A 25,100-nucleotide genomic window follows, 5' to 3' on the forward strand; every position below is an offset into this window, starting at 1 on the left:
TTAATATGAATCAGGTTAAAATTCAGATTCCTTCTCTAATCGAAAACATCCGAGTGGTTGAAAGCTTTATTGACAACTCAAAAGATGAGTTCGACTTTGAAGATGACATTTATGGCAACATCATGGTTGCTGTTACAGAATCTGTAAACAATGCCATCCGCCACGGAAATAAATTCGATAAGGATAAAAACGTATATCTGACGTTGCAGGTAGAGGATAACCAACTCACTTTTGAGGTTGAGGACGAAGGTCCTGGTTTTGATTACGAGAACTTACCAGATCCAACAGCGCCAGAGAACCTGGAGAACCCAGGAGGTAGAGGCATCTTTTTGATGCGCAACCTTTGCGACCAGGTTAATTTCGAAGATAACGGCAAAAAAGTACAGCTAGTTTTTAATATCATACCATCACAGAATGGATCATCCAATTGAGTTCATTAGCGAGGACGTAGAGTTTGAGCTAACGAACCCAAATCAAGTTGCAGAGTGGATTAACGATATAATTGAACAACACGACCAGGAGCTAGTAAACCTAACCTACGTTTTCTGTTCTGATGATTATCTTCACGAGATCAACATATCGTATCTCGACCACGACACACTAACAGATATTATCACCTTTGATAATGCCGATGAAGAAGGCATCATTGAAGGTGATATTTTTATTAGTATCGATCGTGTTAAAGATAATGCAAGCGATTTGGGCACAGCCTTTGAAGATGAATTGCACCGTGTACTCATACATGGCGTACTGCACCTGCTCGGTTATAAAGATAAAACTGAAGAGCAGGAGGCACTTATGCGCAAACAAGAAGATTCTTCCTTATCTTTGCGGAAATTTTAATCGCAAAAAGGAATTCCCAACCCCCAGATGATGTTTCACGTGAAACATCTCTAAATCCAGAAATACATGTTTCCAGAATACGACGTAATAGTAGTTGGTGCAGGCCATGCAGGTTGCGAAGCGGCTGCAGCGGCAGCAAAAATGGGCTCAAAAGTGCTGTTGGCAACCATGAACATGAACACCATTGCACAGATGTCTTGCAACCCAGCCATGGGAGGCGTAGCTAAAGGACAAATAGTACGCGAAGTAGATGCATTGGGTGGTATGAGCGGTATCATTACAGATAAGACGATGATACAGTTCAGAATGCTTAACAAATCCAAAGGCCCTGCTATGTGGAGCCCAAGAGCGCAAAGCGACCGCATGCGGTTTGCTGAAGAATGGCGCCTTACGCTAGAGCAAACTGAGAACGTAGACTTCTGGCAAGAGATGATTACAGCCATAGAAGTAGAAGATGGAAGCGCCACAGGAGTACGTACTAGCCTGGGGATAACTATACGCGGAAAGGCCGTAGTTTTAACGAATGGCACATTTTTGAATGGTATTATCCACATTGGCGAGAAGCAATTAGGTGGAGGCCGTGCAGCCGAAAAATCAGCAAAAGGCATAACCGAGCAATTGGTTGAATTAGGGTTTGAAGCTGGTAGGATGAAGACAGGAACACCTCCACGTGTAGACGGTCGTAGCCTCGACTACAGCAAAATGGAGGAACAATTTGGGGATGAGACTCCATCCAAATTTTCTTATACCGACACTACACCGCTGACACAGCAACGCAGCTGCTACATTACGTACACAAACTCTGAAGTTCACGAGATCCTTAAAACTGGATTCGAAAAATCACCTATGTTTCAGGGTCGCATACAGGGTTTAGGTCCGCGTTATTGCCCAAGCATTGAGGATAAGATAAACCGTTTTGCTGACCGTGACCGCCATCAGATATTTGTAGAACCTGAAGGATGGAATACAGTCGAAGTATATGTGAATGGCTTCTCAAGCTCACTTCCAGAAGATGTACAGCTTAAGGCGCTTCGTAAAATTGTAGGATTCGAAAACGCAAAAATGTTCCGGCCAGGTTATGCAATCGAGTATGACTTTTTCCCGCCTACACAGCTTAACCTGACACTAGAAACAAAGCTGGTAAATAACTTATACTTTGCTGGCCAGATAAACGGAACAACCGGTTACGAAGAAGCAGCTTGCCAAGGATTAATGGCAGGTATCAATGCGCATAACAAAGTACATGGCAAAGAACCTTTCGTACTTAAGAGATCGGAAGCTTATATCGGAGTACTGATAGATGACCTGGTAAACAAAGGTACAGATGAACCTTATCGTATGTTTACCTCACGTGCAGAACACCGAATTCTGCTAAGACAAGACAACGCCGATATTCGCCTTACAAAACTTGGGTATGAATTAGGTTTGGCTGACGAAGCGCGACTGAAAGCTGTGGATAAGAAGATAGAGGAAACAAGAGAAATCATAGCATACTTAAATAATAAGCCGATTGAGCCTGGAGATATCAACAGCAAACTGGAAGAACTTGGCTCTGCTCCAATAGTAGAAAAGCAACGTGCAGGGCAATTGATTAAGCGCCCCAACGTTGAGATAGAGCACATAGCCGCAGCAATACCAGCCATAGCAGAATACCTAAGCAAATTTAAAGTAGATAGTGTGGAGCAGGCGGGTATAGCTGTAAAGTATGAGAGCTATATCGAGAAGGAGCATGTAATGGCTAACAAGATGGGTGAACTCGAAAATTACATCATCAAAGACAAAATCAATTACCGCAACATACCTGCTTTATCAGCTGAGGCGAAGGAGAAGCTACTAAAGGTGCAGCCAGAAACAATCGGGCAGGCTTCACGGATAAGTGGTGTATCGCCGGCAGATATTTCTGTGTTAATGGTATACTTAGGAAAATAAATGAGCTACGAAAGACTAGAGCAATGCCCGGTGTGCGGCAAAAATCAATTTAAAAACTTTTTAGTGGTAACTGATAATTCAGTTTCAAAAGAAAGCTTTGTAATTGTGGAATGCGAAAACTGCTCTTTTAAGTTTACTAACCCAAGGCCAGATGTTGCCAGTATAGGTAACTATTACGAATCAGAAGATTATATATCGCACAGCAATACAAAGGCAGGGATTATCAACAAGGCATACCATGTAGTAAGGTCTATAACAACAAAACAGAAGGTAGAACTTATTAACAGGTATGCCCCCACTAAAGGATCTGTTTTGGATTACGGTTGTGGCACAGGAGTATTCTTGTCAGCTTGCAAAAAAGATGGTTGGGAAATAAGGGGCGTAGAGCCTAGTACAAAAGCACGTGAAGCAGCATCGAAAGAAACCGAAGAACTGATAGCTTCAGACATAAGTGAGCTAACAGGAGAGAAGTTTGATACCATAACCATGTGGCATGTGCTGGAGCATATCCATACTTTAAACGAAACGCTGGCACAGCTGATAGATATGCTTCAGGATGATGGAACGCTGGTGATAGCGGTCCCGAACGCTGACTCTCATGATGCGCAATTGTATAAAGAAAATTGGGCAGCTTACGATGTACCAAGGCATTTATACCACTTTACACAACCAACTATGAAACGCTTTTTGAAGAAGCATAAAATGGTGTTGGAAGAAGTGCTACCTATGAAATTTGATGCCTACTATGTAAGCATGTTGAGTGAAAAGCATAAAGCTGGAAAAACAAAAATGCTGAATAGTGTGATGAACGGTTATAAGTCTAACAGCTATGCAGAGAAAAACGGCAATGATTACTCGAGTTTGATATTCATAGCTCGAAAGAAATAAAAGAGAACATTCTTATAAATTAAGTAAAGGCAAGCGAAAGTTTGCCTCTTTTACTTTAAAAAGAAAGCACCATAGATGAAGCTAACGCATATTTTCCTGATCTTATCCACAGCAGTAGCAGCAGCATCCTGCGCAAGTATAAGCGCACCAGAGGGAGGGCCTAAAGACGAAACACCACCCGTACTACAGGAAAGCAATCCCAAAAACCAGGAGTTGAATGTTAAGACCAAAACTGTAACATTAACCTTTGATGAAGAGGTACAGCAAAATAAATTGAATTCAGAGCTTCTGATCACACCAAATACAGATAACAAGTACAGAGTGAGATCAAACAAAAACATACTAAACCTGGAGTTCGAAAAACCTTTATTAGAGAACACCACCTACACCTTAAATTTCAGGGATGGAATAACAGACATAACCGAAAAAAATAAAGCTGAGAATCTTAGGATATCCTTCAGTACAGGAACGTTCATCGATACTAGCAGGGTGAGCGGTAAAGTAGTTAATCTATTAACACAGCTCCCGCAAAAAGAAGCTTTAGTAGTACTGTACCCCACAAGCGACACATTAAGCATCAGAAAGAACAGGCCCTATTACCAAACTGAAACTAACGCTGCTGGAGAGTATGAGCTGACAAACATAAAGGAAGGTGAATACAGGATATATGCATTAACAGATAAAAACAACAACTCTTTTTACGATAACGAAGAGGAGAAAATAGGGTATCTGGCAAAGCCAATAACTATAACAGCAGCAACTGATACAGTTAACCTGACCCTAGTTAGGATAGATACGAAAAGGCCAATATTGCTACGCCGTGAAAACTACACAGACCGATTTACAGCTAACTATAGTGAAGGTATAAAATCGTTTAGAGCCAGGCCAGCAGATGCAACAAAAGTAAAGCTACCACACAAAATTTCACCTGACGGCAAGGCTGCAGACCTGTTTAAAACCCAAGGCTACGCCGGTGGAAAAACTATCTTGACGGCTGTGGATTCTGCAGGTAATATAGCCACCGATACTATTGATATTAAGTTTGAGGGGAAGCGGGCACAGCGCATAAGAGGAGCACAGTTGAAACTTACTAACAATGGAAACGGACAAAATTATGCATCGGGATCAGTAGTAACTTTAGAAGTGGAAACACCCGTTGCCATTGCAGGAGCAGAGCCAATCAGCATACTATCGGATACTATAGTAGTACGTAAAATACGTTACCCAGAAGATATAACCTTAGACTCAACTAGAACAGAGCTTAGCTTTAAACTGCCTAACGTAAACGGTAAAAATAAAAGGATATCATTGTTAGTGGATAGCACAGCAGTTAAGCCATTAGAAGGTGCTCCTATCAGGTTTGCACCTGTGCCAATTACGGTAGCAGAAAGCGGAGGGGTAGGAAACATAAAAGGTGCTGCAACTACTAAGTATGCATCTTATACGATACAATTGATAACGGAAAACTATACCGTTGTACAGGAAATTAAGAACGTTAGAACATTTGAATTTAAAAATGTGGTACCTGGCAACTACAGGATAAGAGTCTTGATTGATGAAAATAACAACGGGACTTGGGAAGCCGGAGATCCGGAATTCAAACAAGAGCCTGAGAAGGTTTACCTCTATCCAAAAACGCTTGATGTCAGAGCCAACTGGGCAATGGAAGGCGAAAAGCTGGTGTTTTGATTTAAGAAAGATAATAGAGAAAGGGAGGCAGAATTGTCTCCCTTTTTTTTGACATGAAAACACCAATCTTAGACAAAAGCATAGTTTAGAAACAATTGTGAAACGCACCCTTGATTGGAGGCTATATAAGCTATTCCACCAGTAAAATCAACCGATTGTAATTCTTCAATTAAACTATACTTGCGCTATTACACAGTAGTAGCGGGTATGCTTAAAGTATAAATCAAAGCAAGCAGCTGTATCTTAAACAGCTGTTAAACTATGTAAGCCTTATCTCCCAGCAAGTATAAACTTCGCTTTATAAGCTTCACCTATATTACAGCCTCCCAGAAAGCTTATCCAATAGCTGGCCCATACCACATCAAGTTTATACTTAGTAAGCTGGCAGAAATTTAAAATTACCTCCAAGAGCATTTGTAAATCGCTACCAATACACATGGACTGCAGCTTTATAAATACTTAAGCCTCTCTAGTAAAATCCCGCCAATTACAGCATCTAAGCCTTTACTCTGTTAATCTCACGCTACAAATGCATTGGCTTTTTTATGCTGAGTATCTAAAAATGTGTAAACCAAAGTTTAGATAGACTAAGTAAGATAAGTGTAAAAAACTACATGCAAATCAACACATTTGAGAAGCTGATAATCTGTGGGTACAACTGTGGATAATGGTGGGTAACACAGTGACAACTTTACACACCCGAACAAGTCTTAGTGTAAAATGCACCACAAAGGCCTAGAAAAGTGGAAACTGGTGTACAATTATAGCCTCGCAAAGACCTTTTCCACGTAAATGTGAATTGTGTATAAAGAAATACACATAAAAAGGCAAAAAGTGGAAAACAGATTTAAAAATCTGACACTCAACAAAGAAAAGTAAAAGCAGATGTGGAAGGTTTGGTGACAACCAAAACAAGTGTAAACAAGTTATAAATGCTTCACAAAAGTGGGTAGAGTTATAAACTTATGAACACACCTAATAATGAAAGAAGATTTATTTAAAGATTTATCTTATAAAAAACTTATAAGTTATATAGGATGTGGGAAAGTGGAGAACTAACTCAAAAAAGGGAAAACAGGAAGAAAGCCGTTACAAAAGTGTAAAATAAAAATTCTATATCTTTATATCATATACAGAATAAAACTCGCAAGAATATATGAAGTTATTGATGAGCCTGGCGCTCCCGTTCGAAGAACCGATACTGATATTTACGTTGGTGCTTTTAGTTATACTGGTAGTACCGATATTTTTGAAAAGATTTAACATACCAGGTATAGTAGGCTTAATAGTAGCAGGTGTTATACTTGGGCCCAATGGATTTCATATTCTGGAACGGGATGCAAGTATCGTATTATTCGGAACAGTAGGCTTATTGTACATCATGTTCCAGGCAGGTCTGGAAATAGACATGATAGATTTTAAAAGGTATAAAGTACGGAGTATAGTTTTCGGTACATTAACCTTCTTGATACCAAGTATAGTAGGTACGCTCGTTTTTTTATACCTCCACGATTATAACATCAAGCCTGCTATACTATTGGCAAGTATGTTTGCTCCGCACACCTTACTGGCTTATCCTATTATAAGCCGCCTGGGCTTAAGTAAAAACGAAGCGGTAACAATAACAATAGGAGGCACCCTGATAACAGACACAGCTGTACTGTTTGTGCTTGCCATCATAATAAACTCTACACAGGGCGATACAAACATAGGCTTTTGGGTATGGATGGTTATCAAAATGATCTTGTTTGTAGCTGTGGTACTTTGGCTGTTTCCTAAGATTGCACAATGGATGTTTAAGCAGCTGGAGAGCGAAAAGGGAGCGCAATATATCTTTGTACTGACAGTCATATTCTTTGCGGCGTTTTTATCAGAGTTGGCTGGAATGGAAGCCATTATTGGCGCGTTCTTGGCAGGGTTGGCATTAAACCCGCTTATACCGCATACATCGCCGCTTATGAACAGAGTGGACTTTGTAGGCAATAACATCTTCGTGCCCTTCTTCCTGATCAGTACAGGTATGCTTGTGGATCTGAAAGTACTATTTACAGACACGAACGCCATGTTAATAGCTGCTACGATTGTAGTGCTGTCGCCGTTAACAAAGTATGCCGCAGCATTTATAACACAGAAGCTATTTAAATTTAGTGTACTGCAGCGTAACCTGATGTTTGGTTTAAGTAGCGCGCATGCAGCAGCAACGCTGGCAGTAGTATTAGCCGGATACGAAATAGGCTTGATAGGCGAGAGCGCCCTGAACGGAGCCGTAGTCTTGATCCTGTCCTCAAGTATGGTAAGCTCGCTATCTACAGAGAAGGTAGGCAAGAAACTGGCAATAATGGAGAGCAGAAGGAAGCCGGACATAAGCCAGAAGCCAGACAGGATACTTGTTCCGATAGGTAACCCTGTAACTATCGAGAGGCTGATAGACCTGTCAGTCATGCTGAAGAATCCGCAGCACAAAGAACCAATTTATCCTTTGGCTGTAGTGATAGATAACGAGCACGCAGAAGAGGAAATTTTTAAGAAGAATAAAATGCTTCAGGAGGCAATCACACATGCCTCAGCCACCGACAACGACGTGCAACTGGTTTCTAAAATTGATGTGAACGTATCAAGTGGCATACTTAGAGCCATAAAGGAGCTCATGATAACCGAGGTTGTACTAGGCTGGAATGCTAAAATCACAACAAAGGATCGCATTTTCGGGTCAGTACTGGATAAACTGCTGGAGAACACAGACGAGATGATTCTGGTATGTAAGCTCATACAGCCATTAAATACCACGGGCAGAATTATGGTGATAGTACCCACAAATGCAGAGTTGGAAAGAGGGTACATGCGGTGGATCAGATCAGTTAAACTCTTATCAACTCAGTTAGGTGCACCAATTATTTTCAGGGCCCGTAGAAGAACACTTAACAAGCTGAAGAAGGCTGTAAATAGCACCAAGCCAACAGTAGAAGCTACTTACCAAGAGTATACAAGCCTGAACGAATTTGCGAACATGAAGTCAGAGCTTAAAAAAGACGATATGGTAGTGGTGATCTCAGCAAGAAAGAAAACGGTATCATACAATAGCAACATGGATTACGTGCCGCGTGTGCTATCCAGAAATTACAAGGATAACAGCTTTATCGTAGTTTATCCTGAACAATACTCAGAGTATCAAACGGTGCCAGTTAAACAAACATCGATGGCCCATGAAGAAACAGACAGCGAAGCAATTTAACTACGATCAGGATTTTGATAAAACGGATTTCAGGAAGCACCCTGAACTTTACAGCGTAGGAAAAGGGGAGCAGGGCGTGCTGCTGGTAGAGCCCTACAAGTCGGAGATACTGCCGCACTGGCGCTTTAAAACGCCTGAAATTGCTACCGAATCGTCGGAGAAAATATATGCTCTATTTCTGGAGTATCTGCAGCAGGATGATTTTATTGGTGCAGACATGGCACGGAAGTACCTGCAGATGGGCTATACAAGGGCAAGGCGCTACGCAAACCATAAAAGCGGCAAGAAGTACGATGGGCCTGTTCCGGATGATAAGAAGGGCCAGAGCGGCGCGCATGGTAGAGACCAACTGCCACAGGATCCTGATCCGGTTAAAGCCAAATCAGCTGAGATCTTTAAAAAGAAATGGGACCAGGCAAAGAACAATGAGACTTACCTGCAGCTGATGGAAAATTTTAAAGCTAAATACAGGTAGCTGGGCAACATCCGGCATAAAAACTATAACCACAGAATAAGTTAAACACGTATCTTTGCTAAAAATAATTTCTATTAAAAAATGATCAACAAAGACATCAGGTTAGGTAAAGGACTTGGTAAGATCAAGTTCGGCCTGACAATGGAAGAAGTAGAGGAGTTGATAGGCGAGCCGGAAGAAGTAGAGGAATCCGATGAGGAGGACGAGTTCGAGCACGAAGCCTGGAACTACTGGGAAGAGGGCTACTCTTTATACTTTGATAAGGAAGATGATTACAAACTGAGCTGCATCGAAACAGCCAACCGCGAAGTTCAGCTTTGGGGTGAGCGAATTTTTGAGATGAGCAAAGACCAGATCATCCGTCTGTTCGCTGACAACAACATTACCAACCCAGAGGAGGAGGAAGCCGAAACTGGTGAAACCCGCTTATCTTTTGAAAAGGAAATGATTGATTTATACTTTGACGAAGACCAACTGATTGCTGTAAACTTCGGGGTGTTTATTAACGACAACCTGGAAGTAATGTGGCCAGAAAAGTAGCAAGTATAAACTATATATAAACAAACAGCCCCGGCTTAAAACAAGTCGGGGCTGTTTGTTTATAAACCTGCTGCTGCCATAAATGCTGTGGAAAAAGAAACAGAAAACCTGTAATTAACAGTATAGACTGCATTTCTATAGATTACACATGCATTCTTAAAACGACAAAGCCCGGCTTATACCGGGCTTTGTCGTTTTAAGGCTTATAAACTTCTACTCAAAGAAGAAGTTTATAAGCTCTTGCTGTATTACCGGATTGATGGCTACGGCAAGTATAATGGAGATGATCAGACCAATGGAAACAGACAGAATATCTTTACCGATCAACCTGAAAGTTTTAGCAAATTTAACAGGACCATCGTGTGCACGCAGGCGCATGCCAAGCTCACGGCCTGCCAGTAAACCTACAAATACCCAGGTAGTACTCATCGGTATGTTATTTACTTCCTTAAAGTAATAAAGTATAATCGAGTAGACTAAGTCGATGATGGTAGCACTACGAACATCGCGTACCTCTGATTTTTCGCTTATAATGTGCTGGATTTTTTCGCCACGCTGGTAGAACATGTAGCCCAGGCCCAGGAAAATAAAACCTGCGAAAGCTGCAAACTCCCACATACTAAGCTGGCGTGGCAGGTAAACAGCTATATTGGCCAAATCCTGAGCAAGCCAGGTATGCCACAGGAAGCCGCTGATAACCCATTGCGCTATTACCCACGCCCCATGCGCCTGCCCTTTAACGAATTTCTTAATTACCTTACTTAGTACAACATAGATGATAAAGGCAGCAACAAAGGCGGCAACGTAGCCCATTAAGCTTTTATTTACCATGCTGATAATAGCACCGGAGCTAACTGTAAACACGCTTAGCAGCATGAAAGTAGTTGATACCGGAATACGGAACCTGGTTAAAAGCAGTAACACGATTGGTGCGGCTAATTGCAGGTACACGAAGTTATCCGGATTTTGGTCAAAACCTTTAGAGGTAAGGCGTTGATACGTTACATCGCCGTTAAAGGCATACCAGCTATAGAAAACAGTACCCAGGAAGATGGTACCCATGAACAGCCATTGCCAGTACCACTTTTTGTCTTCGTTGGATACGATAAAAGTACCGATAGTCTGTATACTATCGTTAGCGATGGCAGAGTAGCCAGCAAACGCAAAACCCACCCACATGGCTATAGAAGCGTATGGGTATACCAGCCCGGCAAGTATGAGCGCAAAAGCAATGAAGTAAAGAAATTTCTTTTCCTTCTGGATAATGATATCCACAGTACTATAGCGCTTTCTGAACTTGTAAGGCTGATTAGGAACTACAGGCTTTTTCCCTTTCTTTGTCTTAGCCATTTAAGATAAAAAGTTGGTTAGAATAAAAAACGGTGCAAGTTACCCTAAAATCAAAAGCCAGGGTTAAACTCTATGTTAAGAAATTGTTAACACGCCTGGTGTTAAGCCTAAGCAGCCCGTTTAAATAGAAAACAAGGCAAACAAAAGTATAAATCGTAAAGTATAATGCCCCAACATAAAAACTGTAGCCACATACTGGCATAATAAATCTCTAAAAAGCTATCTTTGCAGCATGGCAACACAAGAAAAAACAACTGTGGAAAATGCACAGTTAAAAGATATTATCTCTCACGCGAAAGAGTACGGTTTCGTTTTCTCATCCAGCGACATCTATGATGGCCTGCAAGCTGTTTACGATTACGGGCAGATGGGAGTAGAGTTGAAAAACAACATAAAGAACCTTTGGTGGAAATGCATGACGCAGCTTAACCAAAATGTAGTTGGTTTAGATGCCGCCATCTTTATGCACCCGTTGGTTTGGAAGGCATCCGGACACGTGGATAGCTTCAATGACCCTATGATTGATAACAAGGACTCGAAGAAGCGTTACCGTGCCGATGTGCTGATAGAAGATAAAGCCGCACAATACGAAGCAGAAGGAAAAGTAGAAGAAGCCGGGGCCTTACTTGCCGAAATGGGCAAGCTGCTGGAAAACGAAAACCTGGACGGTGTACGTGACCTGATCATCAGCGAAGGTATAAAATGCCCAATCTCCGGAACTGCCAACTGGACTGATGTACGCCAGTTTAACCTGATGTTTTCCACACAAGTTGGTTCTGTTGCCGAGGAGTCTCAAACTATATACCTGCGCCCCGAAACAGCTCAGGGTATCTTTGTAAACTTCCTGAACGTACAGAAGACAGGCCGTATGAAGGTGCCTTTCGGAATTGCTCAGATTGGTAAAGCTTTTCGTAACGAGATTGTAGCGCGTCAGTTTATCTTTAGAATGCGTGAGTTCGAGCAGATGGAGCTGCAGTTCTTTGTTCGCCCTGGCACAGAGATGGAGTGGTATAACCAATGGAAAGAAGCGCGTAAGGCGTGGCATCTGGCAATCGGTATTCCTGCAGAGAACCTGCGCTACCACGACCACGACAAGCTTGCCCACTACGCCAACGCAGCTGTGGATATCGAATATAAATTTCCGTTCGGTTTTAAAGAAGTAGAAGGTATACACTCTCGTACTGACTTTGACTTAACCCAGCACCAGGAGCTGAGCCGCAAGAAAATGCAGTACTTCGACAATGACCTGAACGAAGAAGGAAAGCCATACGGTAACTACATTCCTTATGTCATCGAGACATCAGCCGGAGCAGATCGTTTGTTCCTGATGACGCTTTGCAATGCTTACACAGAGGAAGAGATAGTAGAAGGAGAAAGCACAAAGTCGCGTACATTCCTGAAGTTTCACCCGGCATTGGCTCCTGTTAAAGCAGCTATACTTCCGCTAACCAAAAAAGACGGCCTGCCAGAGAAAGCAACTGAGATCTTCGATTCGCTGAAGTATGATTTCAACATGATTTACGAAGAGCGCGATAGCATTGGCAAGCGTTATACCCGCCAGGATCTAATCGGTACCCCATTCTGTATTGCTGTAGATCACCAGACGCTGGAAGATAACACCGTTACCGTTCGTGACCGTGATAGCCGTGAGCAGGTGCGTATGCCAATCAGCGAATTGCATAGCTACATAAACAATGCCGTAAGCTTTAAGAGCATTTTCGAAAAGCTAGGCTAAGTATAAAGTATAGAAACAGGAGAAGCAGCATGGGAAACCGTGCTGCTTTTTTTGTGCCTACAATAAAGTATGGTTTGATAAATAACCCAGGAATAGAAAGTGTAAGATGTGCTTAAATCAACTTAAATCATGATTTGGCCTTAGTTATATACAGGTATAATTGCTACTTATAGTAGGTGCATAAAGCTAAATTATGGCAAAATGGCACAGACCCACTTTCATATTTACCAAAACATACAAGGTAAATTTAGCTAAGCAGGTAAAGAAATTAAGTCTCTTTACTGCCATGCCTAACGAGACAGAAGTATGGTAACTACACTTGTTCAATACCTGCCGTCCTATTATCAGCAACGCCATTCCGTGTAGAACAGGTAAAGCAATAAGGCTGTATTATGTCCGGTAGTGTATAACTTATGTAAAATATATCAAAACCTATACTTGCTCAGAATTGGGTAAGGCATCAGATATATTACATGTGAATAATTTGCGTAAACTTCCGCTTGAGAGAGATTACACATGTAACCTAGAAAGGTTATACACAGATCTCCTACGAGTTTGAACTTATACTTAGAAGTATGTTTTGGCAAGAGCAAAAGCTGTTGAAATCAGAAAGCAAAATGGCTTTAAGAAATGCTAAAAGTATAAAAAGCTGATCTTTTTCAACACCCTAAGCATGGTTGTTTAAACGATTAACTAAAACAAAAGCAGGGTTAGCAAATAGGTAAAGCCGCACAGAAAGGGTAGCCGTATGTATAGGTAAGACTAATACATTTTTAAAGAATGGCAGATTCATCAAAATCAAATAGCAGCAGTAATAGCTTAAAAGAGGATAACCCGTGCTGGAAAGGCTATGAGCCTGTAGGTACAAAGAAGAAGGATGGTAAGGAAGTACCGAACTGTGTCCCTAAAAACAAAGCATCAGGTTCAGGATCATCCAAAAGCAAAAGCTAACGTAAGAGCAAGTATAAAAGGGGCAGCATCAAGAACATGGGTGCTGCTCCTTTTGCTTTGTAGCCTGCTAAGAATCTGCCGTTTCCGGTAAGGTTTATACTTTCAAGCCCACATGACAAACCAAAATTGCCTACCTTTGCCGAATTGTAGCAGATCATGTGGAATAAGGTTGCCATTTTTATAATTAAAAACAGGTTAAGGCTGCTCATTGTCTTAGCCATACTTACTGCGTTTATGGCCTACAAAGCCAAAGATGCAGAAATGTCTTACGATTTTGCCAATGTCGTTTCTCCAGACGACGTGGACATGCAATACTTTCAGCGCTTTAAGCAGACCTTCGGCGAGGATGGCAATATCCTGGTAGTGGGCATGCAGGATAGTAAGGTATACAAGCTTCAGAATTTTAAAGAGCTGAAAGCCTTGTCGGACCAGCTGGCACAGGTAAAAGGAGTAAAAGCAGTAATCGCGTTGCCAAACCTGGTGCAGGTCGTCAAAGATACCGCTGATCGCAGGTTTACAACTTCACAGATATTTGCAAATTTTCCTGAAACGCAGCCACAGCTTGATAGCCTGCTGCAGGTAGTGCGCAACCAGGGTTTTTACGATGGTCAGATCATCAACGACAAAACCGGAGCTACCTTGCTGGCGGTTACCGTGGATCCTGCTTTCCTAAACTCGGCCCGCCGCATAGAGGTGATGGATAATGTGCTGGCGAACACAGAGTCCTTCAGCAAAAAGACTGGTATAAAGCTGCACTACGCCGGGTTGCCTTTTGTGCGAGCCGTAATGACAACTAAAGTATCCGCCGAGATGAAAATGTTCCTGGTGCTGGCTTTGCTGGTTACAGGCGTTACACTCTTCATCTTCTTCCGCTCTTTTTACGCTGTTATATTTCCGCTGCTGATGATCAGCATTGTAGTGGTGTGGGTGCTTGGTACCCTTTCGCTGCTTGACTACAAGATATCACTATTAACAGGGCTTATACCTGCTATACTTGTCGTGATCGGTATACCAAACTCAACTTACCTGCTGACACGCTACCACTACGATTACCGCAAGCATGGAAATAAAATACTGGCGCTGACCAGGGTAATCAGCAAAATAGGTGTAGTAAACCTGGTAACAAATACTACCACAGCCATTGGCTTTGTAGTGTTCACTTTTACGCATGTGGCCATACTTTACGAGTTTGGTGTGGTGGCTGGTATCAACATCTTTGTTACGTTTATCATTAGTATTGTGCTGCTGCCGGTGGTGTTCTCTTACCTGCCTCCGCCAACACCAAGGCAACTGCGCCACCTCGATGCGAAGCCGCTAAACAAGCTGCTTGAGTTTATAGATTACATTGTGCACGAGAAGCGCCATTTGGTATACTTCTTTACTATTGTTGCTCTTGCGTTGTCTTTATTTGGCATTTATAAGGTAAAGACGGTATCGTATATGGTTGACGACCTGCCTGAAGAAAGCAGCGTGAATGCCGACCTTGCCTTTTTCGAAAACCACTTTAACGGGGTAATGCCGCTGGAGATTATTGTAGACACAGGTGTAAAGCAGGGGGTAATGCGACTGCCAAACCTGGGCAAGCTAAACCAACTGGAAAACTTCCTGCGCACGCAACCTATACTTTCTGCCCCTATTTCGGTGGTTGGCTTAGTTAAAACAGCAACGCAAGCATTTTACGGTGGCGACCCAGGCTCATACAGGCTGCCTGATAATACTGAACGCAACTTTATCTTCAGTTACCTGGCAAAGCAAGGAGAGGGGGAAAACCAACGACTACTCCGCTCTTTCGTAGACAGCACCGGGCAACAAGCGCGTATTTCACTTAAAGTGGCTGATGCTGGCTCCAGGGTTTTAGATACGCTTATCATCAACAAAATAAAGCCTGAGCTGCGCGATATATATGGCGGAGAGGGAGTAACAGTAGAAGAAGCTGGAAACACCATGACGTTTACCCGCGACGACTCCGGTGCTCAAACTACAGTTAGCCTTACCGGTACCACGCTACTTTTCATTAAAGGAAACGAGTACCTTATCAACAACCTGCGTAGTAGCCTCATACTTGCCTTCGTGTTGGTAACTATTGTGATTGCCCTGTTGTTTAAGTCTGCGAGGGTGGTAATAATATCGCTGATACCGAACATGATACCGCTGCTGATTGCAGGTGGGTTGATGGGATTTTTCAACATACCGCTGAAGCCAAGTACCGCACTAATATTCAGTATTGCGCTGGGCATCGCCATCGACGACTCTATTCACTTTCTGGCAAAGTATAGAAGCGAGTTATTGTCGAATGGGTTTAACATCAGCAGGGCCATTACCACCAGTTTAACAGAGGCCGGCACAAGTATGATTTATACTTCGGTTATTCTGTTCTTTGGTTTTGTGATTTTTGCTTTCTCCGAATTTGGAGGTACAAAGGCGCTTGGTGTGCTAATGTCGGTAAGTTTGCTGATTGCATTATTCACAAACCTGATTATATTGCCAACTTTGCTGATTAGCTTCGATAGCGGCAAGTATGAGCGAGACCCTTATGCCCTGATAGAACACTACGATGAGTTTTACCTGGAGCACGAGGACGAGGAATTAGACCTGAATCAACTAAGATTAAAGTTTGAAGAGGAAATTACGGAAGAAGATAAAAAACCTGTAAACGGTGAAGTATAACGAGTATAAAAATCTGAATTACGCCAAAGTAGGCGAGGATGTGCTGGCCTTCTGGAAACAGCATAACGTTTTCGAAAGATCGGTGGCTACCCGTGAGGGCAACACGCCGTTCGTGTTTTATGAAGGCCCGCCGTCAGCGAACGGTACGCCGGGTATTCACCACGTGATGGCCCGTGCGGTGAAAGACATTTTCTGCCGCTACAAAACTTTAAAGGGTTTCCAGGTAAACCGTAAAGGCGGCTGGGACACCCACGGCTTGCCTGTAGAGCTGCAGGTTGAGAAAGAGCTTGGCATTACCAAAGAAGATATTGGTAAAAAGATAACGGTAGAGGAGTATAACCAACGCTGCCGCGAAACAGTAATGCGTTTCAAGAACCAGTGGGACACGCTTACCGAGCAGATGGGCTATTGGGTAGACTTGAACAACCCCTACATTACCTTCGAAAGAGAATACATTGAGTCTTGCTGGGCCTTATTAAAGAAACTGTACGATAAAGGTTACCTGTACAAAGGCTACACCATACAGCCATACTCACCGGCAGCAGGCACAGGTCTGAGCTCGCACGAGCTTAACCAGCCGGGTTGCTACAAAATGGTGAAGGATACAACCATTGTGGCCCAGTTTGCCGTGAAGCGCATCACCCGCAACATGTTCCTTTTTGAGCGTGAAGATGAGAAAGTACACTTCCTGGCCTGGACAACTACACCATGGACACTTCCAGGAAACACGGCTCTGGCAGTCGGCAAAAACATCAAGTATGTAAAAGTACAGACCTACAACCAGTATACTTACGAGCCGATCTCGGTTATACTTGCCAAGGATCTGGTAAGCCGTTACTTCAACCCGAAGGCTGCTGATATTCCTTTAACAGAGTATAGCTCCGGCGATAAGCTGATCCCTTACAAAATAGTGGAGCAATTTGACGGTAGCGACCTGGCAGGTGTGGAGTATCACCAGCTGATGCCATACGTGCAGCCGGATAAGCCAGCTTTCCGTGTTATCATCGGTGATTATGTAACCACAGAGGATGGTACCGGTATCGTGCACATCTCGCCAACATTTGGTGCTGATGACTTTAGGGTAGCCGCTCATAACGACATACCTGCACTATTAGTGACAGATGAAACAGGCAAACAGGTTCCTATAGTAGACCGCCAGGGGCGCTTTGTGTCCGAGATTACCGACTTTGCCGGCATGTATGTGAAAAACTATGCTAAAGAAGATGAGTCTTCTGCAGAGTATAAGCCTACGGACGTAAAGATTGCGATCAAGCTTAAAGAAGAAGGCAAAGCCTTTAAAGTAGAGAAATACGAGCACACCTATCCGCATTGCTGGAGAACCGATATGCCGGTGCTATACTATCCGTTGGATAGCTGGTTTATCAAAACCACGGCAGTTAAAGACAGGCTGATCGAACTAAATAAAACCATCAACTGGAAACCAGAATCTACAGGTACAGGTCGCTTTGGTAACTGGCTCGAGAACCTGGTAGACTGGAACCTGTCGCGCTCACGCTACTGGGGTACGCCATTGCCTATCTGGAGAACAGAAGACGGTGAAGAAGAACTTTGCATTGGCTCTATTCCTGAACTGATGGCAGAGATAGAGAAGTCTGTTAAAGCCGGCGTGATGGCCGAGGTGATTGATGTACCAGACCTGCACCGCCCTTATGTGGACAACATCATTTTGGTAAGCAAGTCGGGTAAGCCAATGTACAGAGAGACAGACCTTATCGACGTTTGGTTTGACTCTGGAGCGATGCCTTATGCACAATGGCATTACCCGCTCGAGAACAAAGATATATTTGAGCAAAACTTCCCGGCCGACTTTATTGCAGAAGGTGTAGACCAGACGCGTGGTTGGTTCTTTACGCTGCATGCCCTGGCTGTAATGCTGGAGGATAACGTAGCATATAAGAACGTAATCGCCAACGGCCTGGTGCTGGATAAAGACGGAAACAAAATGAGCAAGCGCCTGGGCAATGCCATCGATCCGTTTGAGATGATCGGTAAGTATGGCCCGGATGCCGTGCGTTGGTATATGATTGCCAATGCGCCACCTTGGGACAACCTTAAATTTAATCCGGAGGGTGTAGTAGAAACGCAGCGTCGCTTCTTTGGTACATTACAGAACACATACTCGTTCTTCGCGCTGTATGCCAACCTCGATAACTTTACCTATGCCGAAGCTGATGTGCCAATGGCGCAGCGTACAGAGTCTGATCGATGGATTATCTCAAAGCTGAACACGCTGATTGGCATTGTAGATGCGAACTACGAAGATTATGACCCTACACGTGCTGCCCGAGCCATTCAGGATTTTGTGGTAGACGATTTGAGTAACTGGTATGTGCGACTGAACCGCAAGCGTTTCTGGAAAGGCGAGTACAACACCGATAAAATTGCAGCTTACCAGACACTTTATACTTGCCTTGAGACTATTGCTAAAATCGCGGCCCCTATTGCGCCATTCTACATGGAGCAGCTGTACCGCGACCTGAATGCAGTAAGCAATAAGCATAAAGAAGATTCGGTGCACCTGGCATACTACCCAGAAGTAGAGAAAGCCTACATCAACAAAGATCTGGAAGAGCGTATGGAACTGGCGCAGACAGTTTCATCGCTGGTGCACTCGCTGCGCAAAAAGCATATGATCAAAGTACGCCAGCCGTTGCAGCGTATACTTATACCGGTGCTTAACGATAAGATGAAGCAGCAGATAGAAGCTGTTGCCGACCTGATCATGAGCGAAGTTAACGTGAAAACGATAGAGTACATCGACGATACATCAGGTATACTTGTGAAGAAGATCAAGCCTAACTTTAAGAAGCTGGGCCAGGTGTTCGGACCTAAGATGAAGCTTGTAGCCGCCGCTGTACAGCAAATGGACCAGAATGATATCGCGCACCTGGAGCGTGAAGGAGGTTTCGAGATTATGCTTTCTGATGACGAAACGGCTGTGCTTACACCGGATGATGTAGAGATATCTTCTGAAGATATTCCGGGTTGGCTGGTAGCAAGCGAAGGCAAGCTTACTGTTGCCTTAGATGTTACTATTACCGAAGAACTGAAGCAGGAGGGCATTGCCCGCGACTTGGTTAATCGTATCCAGAACCTGCGTAAAGACAGCAACCTGGAAGTGCAGGATAAGATCCACATCTCGATGCAGCAAGCCGCAGAGGAGGTAAACCAGGCAGTAGCTAACTATAGCGCTTATATTTGCGCTGAAACACAGGCGCTTACTTTGGACGTTGTTGAGGAGCTAATCAACCCTACTACGCTGGATATTGACGACTACACAGTTCTGATAAATATCCAGACAGACGGTAACGCTGCCATTTAAGTAAAAGCACCGGGTAACCTATTAGCTTATCCCGGTGCTTTTATACTTTTAAGTATATTTGCAGCAGCTTAAAGCAAGCATCAAAATACGTAACCTTGTATACGTGCCACCTAAGCTGCCAAAAGAATAAATATGAAATACTGGAAATACTACATGGCGGCATTGGCCGTGATCATCATTGACCAGGTTGTAAAGCTGATCGTTCATTACAATATGGAGATGGGCATGCCAGGCGAAATTCACCTGATAGGTGATTGGCTAAAACTGCACTACACACTCAACCCTGGAATGGCCTTCGGTGTAGAGTTAGGCTCTGAATATGGTAAGCTAATGCTTACGCTGTTCCGTTTAGTAGCCATGTTCGGTATCAGTTACTACCTGTATTACCTCGTAAAACATAAAGCTCCTGTAGGCCTTATCTGGTGCATCTCGCTTATACTTGGCGGTGCTGTTGGCAACCTTATTGATAGTACTTTTTACGGTGTTTGGTTTGATAATGCGCCTTATGGTTCATCTACACCATGGTTTCATGGGCAGGTAATCGATATGTTCTACATTGATATATGGGAAGGCATTGTGCCAAACTGGATTCCCCTTTTTGGTGGTAAACCAATGTCGCTGTGGCCAATCTTCAACGTAGCCGATTCAGCCATTTTCATTGGTGTTCTCCTGATCCTGTTTAACCAGAAGCGTTTCTTTGGAGAACACGAAGAGCCTGAGCACAAGACTGTAGAACAACAGCAGGGCTTGTAAGCAGAAGTATAAAGTATAAAAGAAGGGGCTGTTCCATGTGGAGTAGCCCCTTTTTGTTACTTTATGTTCAGTTAAGAGGCAGCATACAATACAGGCTTTGCAAGTACAGATAGTCTTTCAATACACACATTCAAGAGATTATTAAGTATAAGTTACATTTTAAGCAACTATTACCTCAAAACTCTTATTTTTACCAGAAGCATTAACTCATTTACCATTGGCAACTCCAACTCCCATACTTAAAGTCACAGGCTTAGAAACTGTTTTCTCCACACACCGCGGCATTACAAAAGCTGTGGACAAAGTATCTTTTGAAGTATACCCCGGCGAAACAGTTGCTATAGTAGGAGAGTCGGGTTCAGGTAAGTCGGTAACATCGTTGTCGGTGATGCGGCTGATAAATACCCCACCGGGCAGAATAGCAGGAGGAACGGCCGTGTTTCAATCAGAAGAGTTCGGGGTAGTAGACTTATTTCAGCTGCCGGAAAAGCAGATGCAGCAAATACGCGGGAACGAGATAAGCATGATTTTTCAGGAGCCGATGTCGTCGCTTAACCCGGTTTATACTTGTGGAAAACAAGTAGCGGAAGTTTTGCTGTTGCATACTTCTATATCTGAAAAAGAGGCTAAAGAACGCACGATACAGCTTTTTGAGAAGGCAAAGCTGCCACGCCCCGAGAAGATTTTCGATGCTTATCCACATGAAATATCAGGTGGGCAGAAGCAGCGCGTAATGATAGCCATGGCCATGGCCTGTGAGCCAAGTATACTTATTGCTGATGAGCCAACCACCGCTCTTGATGTAACAGTACAGGCGCGTATGCTCCAGTTGATAGACGAACTGCGGGTAAAAGAAAATACAGCAGTCCTGTTTATTACCCATGATTTAGGAGTAGTAGCCGAGATAGCAGACCGCATTTTGGTAATGTATAAAGGCAAGCTGGTGGAGCAAGGTAAGGTGATGGATATTTTCACAAACCCACAGCACCCGTACACCAAAGGGTTACTTGCCTGCCGCCCAAAACTGTCTGCCAAAGCACAATCTATACTTCCGACAGTATCAGATTTTATGCTGGAAGACGAGTATGGCAACATCATCGAACGAAGAAAAGAAATACAAGAACCCTCTCTTGCTGATGTGGTAAACGCATATGTTGGTACTGTTACCGATATTAAACACCAGCAGGAAAACAAGCAGAAGCCACCGCTGCTAAAAGTGGAAAACCTGAAGGTATACTTCCCTATAAAAAAAGGCTTTTTTGGCCGCACCACAGATTATGTAAAGGCAGTTGATGGTGTGAGCTTTGATGTAATGCCCGGCGAAACCATTGGGTTAGTAGGCGAATCGGGGTGTGGAAAAACTACACTTGGCCGTGCCCTGTTGCGCCTGGTAGAACCAACCGAAGGAAGTATAAACTTTAATGGCCGCGATATTGCCAAGCTTAGTTCAGAAGAGCTTCGCAAAAGCCGCCGCGATTTCCAGATGATCTTCCAGGACCCCTATGCCTCCCTTAATCCCATGCACACAGTAGGCGATGCGATTATGGAGCCGATGCGTGTGCATAATCTTTATGCCAGCGACAAAGAGCGCCGTGGAAAAGCGATGGAACTGCTTGAAAAAGTAGGACTTATGCCTGAGCACTTCCAACGTTATCCACACGAATTCTCCGGTGGCCAGCGACAGCGCATTTGCATTGCCAGAGCATTAGCCTTACAACCAAAGTGCATCATCTGCGATGAGTCTGTATCAGCGCTGGATGTGTCGGTGCAGGCGCAGGTGCTTAACCTACTCAACAAACTCAAGCAGGAGTTCCAGATAACCTACATCTTCATTACCCACGATCTGTCGGTAGCTAAATATATGTCGGATCGTATTCTGGTAATGAGCAAAGGCCAGATAGTAGAAAGTGGTACACCAGAGCAGCTTTACCGTAACCCGCAGCAGGAGTATACCCGCGCGCTTATCAATGCCATACCTAAAGGCGAGCCAGAGGATATTTTAAAAGCGCAGGAGAAGCGGGAGGCAATACGTGCCGGAGTATTGTAGATTTCTGCAGCCTCACGTTTATTTAACCTATTCCCTAAACCTACAAATTTGGAATCAATACTTTGCTTCATGTTGCCACGTTGGTGATTTAAGAAGTTTACACGCCATACTTTGCGTTGAGCGCGCCAAAAACTAAAGGTGAAAGTATAGGCAGGTAAAACAAAGTATGGAGGTAAGCTAGTAAGGATAGCAAAGTATAACGCTGCTTAATCTCTCAAAACCCATCAACAACCCATCATATATAGAAAATTCTATATAAATTGACATCAATTAATCAAATCCTTTAGCCAAAGCGCCTTTTGTGGCGTATAGTAAATTTAAACTATTTAGGTTAAAGATTATAAATGGGAGTGGCGGCTGCATTAGTTGCCCCCATATCGACGAAGATACATGAGAAGTAAAGACAGTAGCAAAAGAGGCGGCAGAGACAAAGATGGCCGCAACGAAAAAGGCAATTCCCGTAGAGGAGAATCATCATCAAATAGCAGAGGATCATCAGCAAGAGGCGAATCATCTAGAAAAGATAAAAAGCGAGACAGCGAACGCAGATCAGCTAAAACAATAGTTCTGGAGTCTTTTTCAAATAGCCCGGACACAATTTTTACGGTGCGCCAGATCTTCCGTAGACTGGGTATAGTAGACAAAAAGGGCCGTGAAACAGTATCTGATATTCTGAAAACCCTTGTTCGCGAAAACAAATTATTGCTGATAGATGGCGATAAATACCAGCTTAACCTGCGCGTAAACATTATTACCGGGCGTGTGGATCTGGCAAACAGCAAGTATGCCTACATCGTGTCGGAGGAAACAGAAGAGGATGTGCGTGTATTCAGGGAACACCTGAAGTATGCAATGGATGGCGATACCGTTAAAGTAGAAGTACTGCCAACCATGCAGGGAGGCCGTGCTGAGGGTGTTGTGGTAGAAGTGCTGGAGCGTACCCGTACCGAACTGGTGGGTATTATGCAGCTATCTAAGAACTTTGGTTTTGTAGTGCCTGATTTTAAGAAACTGTACTTTGATGTGTTTGTAGGTGAGCGCGGATTAAATGGCGCAGAAGCAGGCGATAAAGTATTGGTTAAAATTGTGGAGTGGCCAAAAGAGTCAGGAAAGAACCCGACAGGTGAAGTAATTCGCGTATTTGGCCCTGCTGGAGAACACGAAGCCGAAATACATTCTATTATGGCAGAGTTTGGTTTGCCGTTTGAGTTTCCGGAAACGGTGGAAGAAGAAGCCGAAGCTATATCCGAGAAGATAACGGCCGCTGAAATTGCCAAGCGCCGCGACTTTAGAGATGTAACCACTTTTACCATTGACCCCGCAGATGCAAAGGATTTTGATGATGCGCTGTCGATACAAAAACTTGAGAACGGTAATTGGGAAATAGGTGTGCATATTGCCGATGTAACCCATTACGTGCATCCGCGAAGTGTCCTGGAGAAGGAAGCTTTCCACAGGGCAACTTCGGTTTACCTTGTGGATAGAACCATACCAATGTTGCCGGAGCGCCTCTCAAACGGCCTTTGTTCGCTTAGACCAAACGAAGAGAAACTCACATTTTCAGCAGTTTTTGAGCTGGACGAAAACGGTAAATTGTACAACGAGTGGTTTGGGCGCACCATCATTTACTCAGACAGGCGTTTTGCTTACGAAGAGGCCCAGGAGCGCATCGAAACCGGCGAAGGCGACTTTGCTGAAGAGATCAACATCCTGAACAGCATTGCCAAAAAGCTGCAGGCCAAACGCTTCCAGAACGGCGCCATTAGCTTTGAAACCACAGAAGTTAAGTTTAAGCTTGACGAGAATGGGAAACCGCTTTATGTGTATGTAAAAGAGCGTAAAGATGCTCATAAGCTTATAGAGGAGTTCATGCTGCTAGCCAATAAAAAGGTGGCAGAGTATGTGTACAACCTCGGCAAAGGCAAAAAGCGCCCAACTATGGTTTACCGTACACACGGCTCCCCAGACCCGGATAAGCTAAGCACATTCTCCTTGTTTGCCCGCAAGTTTGGCTATAAAGTAGATCCGGATGGTGATATCTCCAAAGAACTGAACAACCTGACCGAAGAGATTGAAGGTAAACCGGAGCAGAGCGTTTTGCAGAACCTGGCTATCAGAACAATGGCTAAGGCAAAGTATAGCACCGAGCCCGAAGGCCACTTTGGTCTGGCTTTTGCGCATTACTCGCACTTTACATCTCCTATCCGCCGCTACCCCGACATGATGGCGCACCGCCTGCTGCAGTACTACCTCGATGGCGAAAAGTCTCCGGAAAAGGAGGACTATGATGCACGCTGCCAGCACTCCTCCGAAATGGAGAAACGTGCCGCAGATGCTGAGCGTGCCTCTATTAAGTATAAGCAGGTAGAGTTTATGAAGGATACTATCGGCAACGAATACAAAGGAATAGTGTCTGGTGTTACAGAATGGGGTATATTTGTGGAGATCGAAGAAAACAAGTGCGAGGGCATGGTTCGTCTGTCTGATTTGAATGACGATTACTATGAACTGGACGCTAACAACTACCGCATCATTGGCCGCCAGAACAAGCGTATTATTTCGTTTGGCGATGAGGTGCTGGTAAGAGTTAAAAGCGCTAACCTTGCCGACCGTACCATCGATCTGGAACTGGTAGAAACCCTGAAACAACACAAATAA

17 protein-coding genes are annotated in these 25,100 nt (G+C 43.7%); 15 read left to right on the forward strand and 2 right to left on the reverse strand.

Annotated elements, in window-relative coordinates; genetic code table 11:
* Nucleotides 1–5 precede the first annotated feature (5 nt).
* The 8 genes from Q1A23_RS01370 (at nt 6) to Q1A23_RS01405 (ending at nt 9,596) form a co-directional block, all read left to right on the forward strand.
* Entirely contained in the window at nt 6–431 is a 426-nt protein-coding gene (locus Q1A23_RS01370; RefSeq protein ID WP_299818385.1) for an ATP-binding protein, read from the forward strand.
* The gene (gene ybeY / locus Q1A23_RS01375) at nt 415–843 is read left to right on the forward strand and encodes an rRNA maturation RNase YbeY (protein WP_299818388.1); all 429 of its coding nucleotides are present in this window, start codon (nt 415–417) and stop codon (nt 841–843) included. The genes Q1A23_RS01370 and ybeY overlap by 17 nt, the downstream gene beginning before the upstream one ends.
* A 66-nt stretch (nt 844–909) precedes the next feature.
* Nucleotides 910–2,772: a tRNA uridine-5-carboxymethylaminomethyl(34) synthesis enzyme MnmG gene (gene mnmG / locus Q1A23_RS01380; protein ID WP_299818391.1), complete on the forward strand. Its 1,863-nt coding sequence runs from the start codon at nt 910–912 to the stop codon at nt 2,770–2,772.
* A complete protein-coding gene (locus Q1A23_RS01385; protein ID WP_299818394.1) occupies nt 2,773–3,660 on the forward strand; it encodes a class I SAM-dependent methyltransferase in 888 nt (295 codons plus the stop codon).
* 75 nt (nt 3,661–3,735) lie between these two features.
* A complete protein-coding gene (locus tag Q1A23_RS01390; RefSeq protein WP_299818396.1) occupies nt 3,736–5,349 on the forward strand; it encodes an Ig-like domain-containing domain in 1,614 nt (537 codons plus the stop codon).
* Between the two features lie 1,156 nt (nt 5,350–6,505).
* Complete coding sequence (locus tag Q1A23_RS01395; RefSeq protein ID WP_299818399.1) at nt 6,506–8,581, forward strand: cation:proton antiporter; 2,076 nt, start codon at nt 6,506–6,508, stop codon at nt 8,579–8,581.
* The gene (locus tag Q1A23_RS01400) at nt 8,553–9,056 is read left to right on the forward strand and encodes a DUF4385 domain-containing protein (protein WP_299818402.1); all 504 of its coding nucleotides are present in this window, start codon (nt 8,553–8,555) and stop codon (nt 9,054–9,056) included. The genes Q1A23_RS01395 and Q1A23_RS01400 overlap by 29 nt, the downstream gene beginning before the upstream one ends.
* Before the next feature lie 81 nt (nt 9,057–9,137).
* Nucleotides 9,138–9,596, forward strand: a complete 459-nt coding sequence (locus tag Q1A23_RS01405) for a hypothetical protein (RefSeq protein ID WP_299818404.1) — start codon at nt 9,138–9,140, stop codon at nt 9,594–9,596.
* Nucleotides 9,597–9,809: 213 nt separating this feature from the next.
* On the opposite strand, the gene Q1A23_RS01410 is transcribed toward Q1A23_RS01405, so the two are convergent.
* Nucleotides 9,810–10,946: a hypothetical protein gene (locus Q1A23_RS01410; RefSeq protein ID WP_299818407.1), complete on the reverse strand. Its 1,137-nt coding sequence runs from the start codon at nt 10,944–10,946 to the stop codon at nt 9,810–9,812.
* 232 nt (nt 10,947–11,178) lie between these two features.
* Between Q1A23_RS01410 and Q1A23_RS01415 the strand changes: the two genes are divergently transcribed.
* Together Q1A23_RS01415 and Q1A23_RS01420 are read left to right on the forward strand one after the other, a co-directional pair.
* Nucleotides 11,179–12,681 carry a glycine--tRNA ligase gene (locus Q1A23_RS01415; RefSeq protein ID WP_299818409.1) on the forward strand — a complete coding sequence of 501 codons (1,503 nt, stop codon included), beginning with the start codon at nt 11,179–11,181 and terminating at the stop codon, nt 12,679–12,681.
* A gap of 780 nt (nt 12,682–13,461) precedes the next feature.
* Nucleotides 13,462–13,632, forward strand: a complete 171-nt coding sequence (locus tag Q1A23_RS01420; RefSeq protein ID WP_299818412.1) for a hypothetical protein — start codon at nt 13,462–13,464, stop codon at nt 13,630–13,632.
* Here Q1A23_RS01420 and Q1A23_RS01425 read toward each other — a convergent pair.
* Nucleotides 13,629–13,808: a hypothetical protein gene (locus Q1A23_RS01425; protein ID WP_299818415.1), complete on the reverse strand. Its 180-nt coding sequence runs from the start codon at nt 13,806–13,808 to the stop codon at nt 13,629–13,631. The genes Q1A23_RS01420 and Q1A23_RS01425 overlap by 4 nt on opposite strands.
* A 58-nt stretch (nt 13,809–13,866) precedes the next feature.
* Here Q1A23_RS01425 and Q1A23_RS01430 point away from each other — a divergent pair, with 58 nt between their 5' ends.
* From Q1A23_RS01430 to rnr, 5 genes are all read left to right on the forward strand, one after another.
* The gene (locus Q1A23_RS01430) at nt 13,867–16,299 is read left to right on the forward strand and encodes an MMPL family transporter (protein ID WP_299818418.1); all 2,433 of its coding nucleotides are present in this window, start codon (nt 13,867–13,869) and stop codon (nt 16,297–16,299) included.
* On the forward strand, nt 16,289–19,642 hold the full coding sequence (gene ileS / locus Q1A23_RS01435) for an isoleucine--tRNA ligase (protein WP_299818421.1): 3,354 nt from the start codon (nt 16,289–16,291) through the stop codon (nt 19,640–19,642). The genes Q1A23_RS01430 and ileS overlap by 11 nt, the downstream gene beginning before the upstream one ends.
* Nucleotides 19,643–19,774: 132 nt before the next feature.
* Complete coding sequence (locus Q1A23_RS01440; RefSeq protein WP_299818424.1) at nt 19,775–20,395, forward strand: lipoprotein signal peptidase; 621 nt, start codon at nt 19,775–19,777, stop codon at nt 20,393–20,395.
* A gap of 217 nt (nt 20,396–20,612) precedes the next feature.
* On the forward strand, nt 20,613–22,442 hold the full coding sequence (locus tag Q1A23_RS01445; protein ID WP_299818427.1) for an ABC transporter ATP-binding protein: 1,830 nt from the start codon (nt 20,613–20,615) through the stop codon (nt 22,440–22,442).
* Nucleotides 22,443–22,832: 390 nt separating this feature from the next.
* Nucleotides 22,833–25,100 carry a ribonuclease R gene (rnr, locus tag Q1A23_RS01450; RefSeq protein ID WP_299818430.1) on the forward strand — a complete coding sequence of 756 codons (2,268 nt, stop codon included), beginning with the start codon at nt 22,833–22,835 and terminating at the stop codon, nt 25,098–25,100.

The sequence above is a fragment of the uncultured Pontibacter sp. genome (assembly GCF_947492645.1).
Classification (GTDB): domain Bacteria; phylum Bacteroidota; class Bacteroidia; order Cytophagales; family Hymenobacteraceae; genus Pontibacter.

Excerpts from the sequence above, each read along its gene's own strand:
- Q1A23_RS01370 (WP_299818385.1), top strand. The coding sequence starts at position 6 with ATGAATCAGGTTAAAATTCAGATTCCTTCTCTAATCGAAAACATCCGA.
- ybeY (WP_299818388.1), top strand. The coding sequence starts at position 415 with ATGGATCATCCAATTGAGTTCATTAGCGAGGACGTAGAGTTTGAGCTA.
- mnmG (WP_299818391.1), top strand. The coding sequence starts at position 910 with ATGTTTCCAGAATACGACGTAATAGTAGTTGGTGCAGGCCATGCAGGT.
- Q1A23_RS01385 (WP_299818394.1), top strand. The coding sequence starts at position 2,773 with ATGAGCTACGAAAGACTAGAGCAATGCCCGGTGTGCGGCAAAAATCAA.
- Q1A23_RS01390 (WP_299818396.1), top strand. The coding sequence starts at position 3,736 with ATGAAGCTAACGCATATTTTCCTGATCTTATCCACAGCAGTAGCAGCA.
- Q1A23_RS01395 (WP_299818399.1), top strand. The coding sequence starts at position 6,506 with ATGAAGTTATTGATGAGCCTGGCGCTCCCGTTCGAAGAACCGATACTG.
- Q1A23_RS01400 (WP_299818402.1), top strand. The coding sequence starts at position 8,553 with ATGAAGAAACAGACAGCGAAGCAATTTAACTACGATCAGGATTTTGAT.
- Q1A23_RS01405 (WP_299818404.1), top strand. The coding sequence starts at position 9,138 with ATGATCAACAAAGACATCAGGTTAGGTAAAGGACTTGGTAAGATCAAG.
- Q1A23_RS01410 (WP_299818407.1), bottom strand. The coding sequence starts at position 10,946 with ATGGCTAAGACAAAGAAAGGGAAAAAGCCTGTAGTTCCTAATCAGCCT.
- Q1A23_RS01415 (WP_299818409.1), top strand. The coding sequence starts at position 11,179 with ATGGCAACACAAGAAAAAACAACTGTGGAAAATGCACAGTTAAAAGAT.
- Q1A23_RS01420 (WP_299818412.1), top strand. The coding sequence starts at position 13,462 with ATGGCAGATTCATCAAAATCAAATAGCAGCAGTAATAGCTTAAAAGAG.
- Q1A23_RS01425 (WP_299818415.1), bottom strand. The coding sequence starts at position 13,808 with ATGGCAACCTTATTCCACATGATCTGCTACAATTCGGCAAAGGTAGGC.
- Q1A23_RS01430 (WP_299818418.1), top strand. The coding sequence starts at position 13,867 with ATGGCCTACAAAGCCAAAGATGCAGAAATGTCTTACGATTTTGCCAAT.
- Q1A23_RS01440 (WP_299818424.1), top strand. The coding sequence starts at position 19,775 with ATGAAATACTGGAAATACTACATGGCGGCATTGGCCGTGATCATCATT.
- rnr (WP_299818430.1), top strand. The coding sequence starts at position 22,833 with ATGAGAAGTAAAGACAGTAGCAAAAGAGGCGGCAGAGACAAAGATGGC.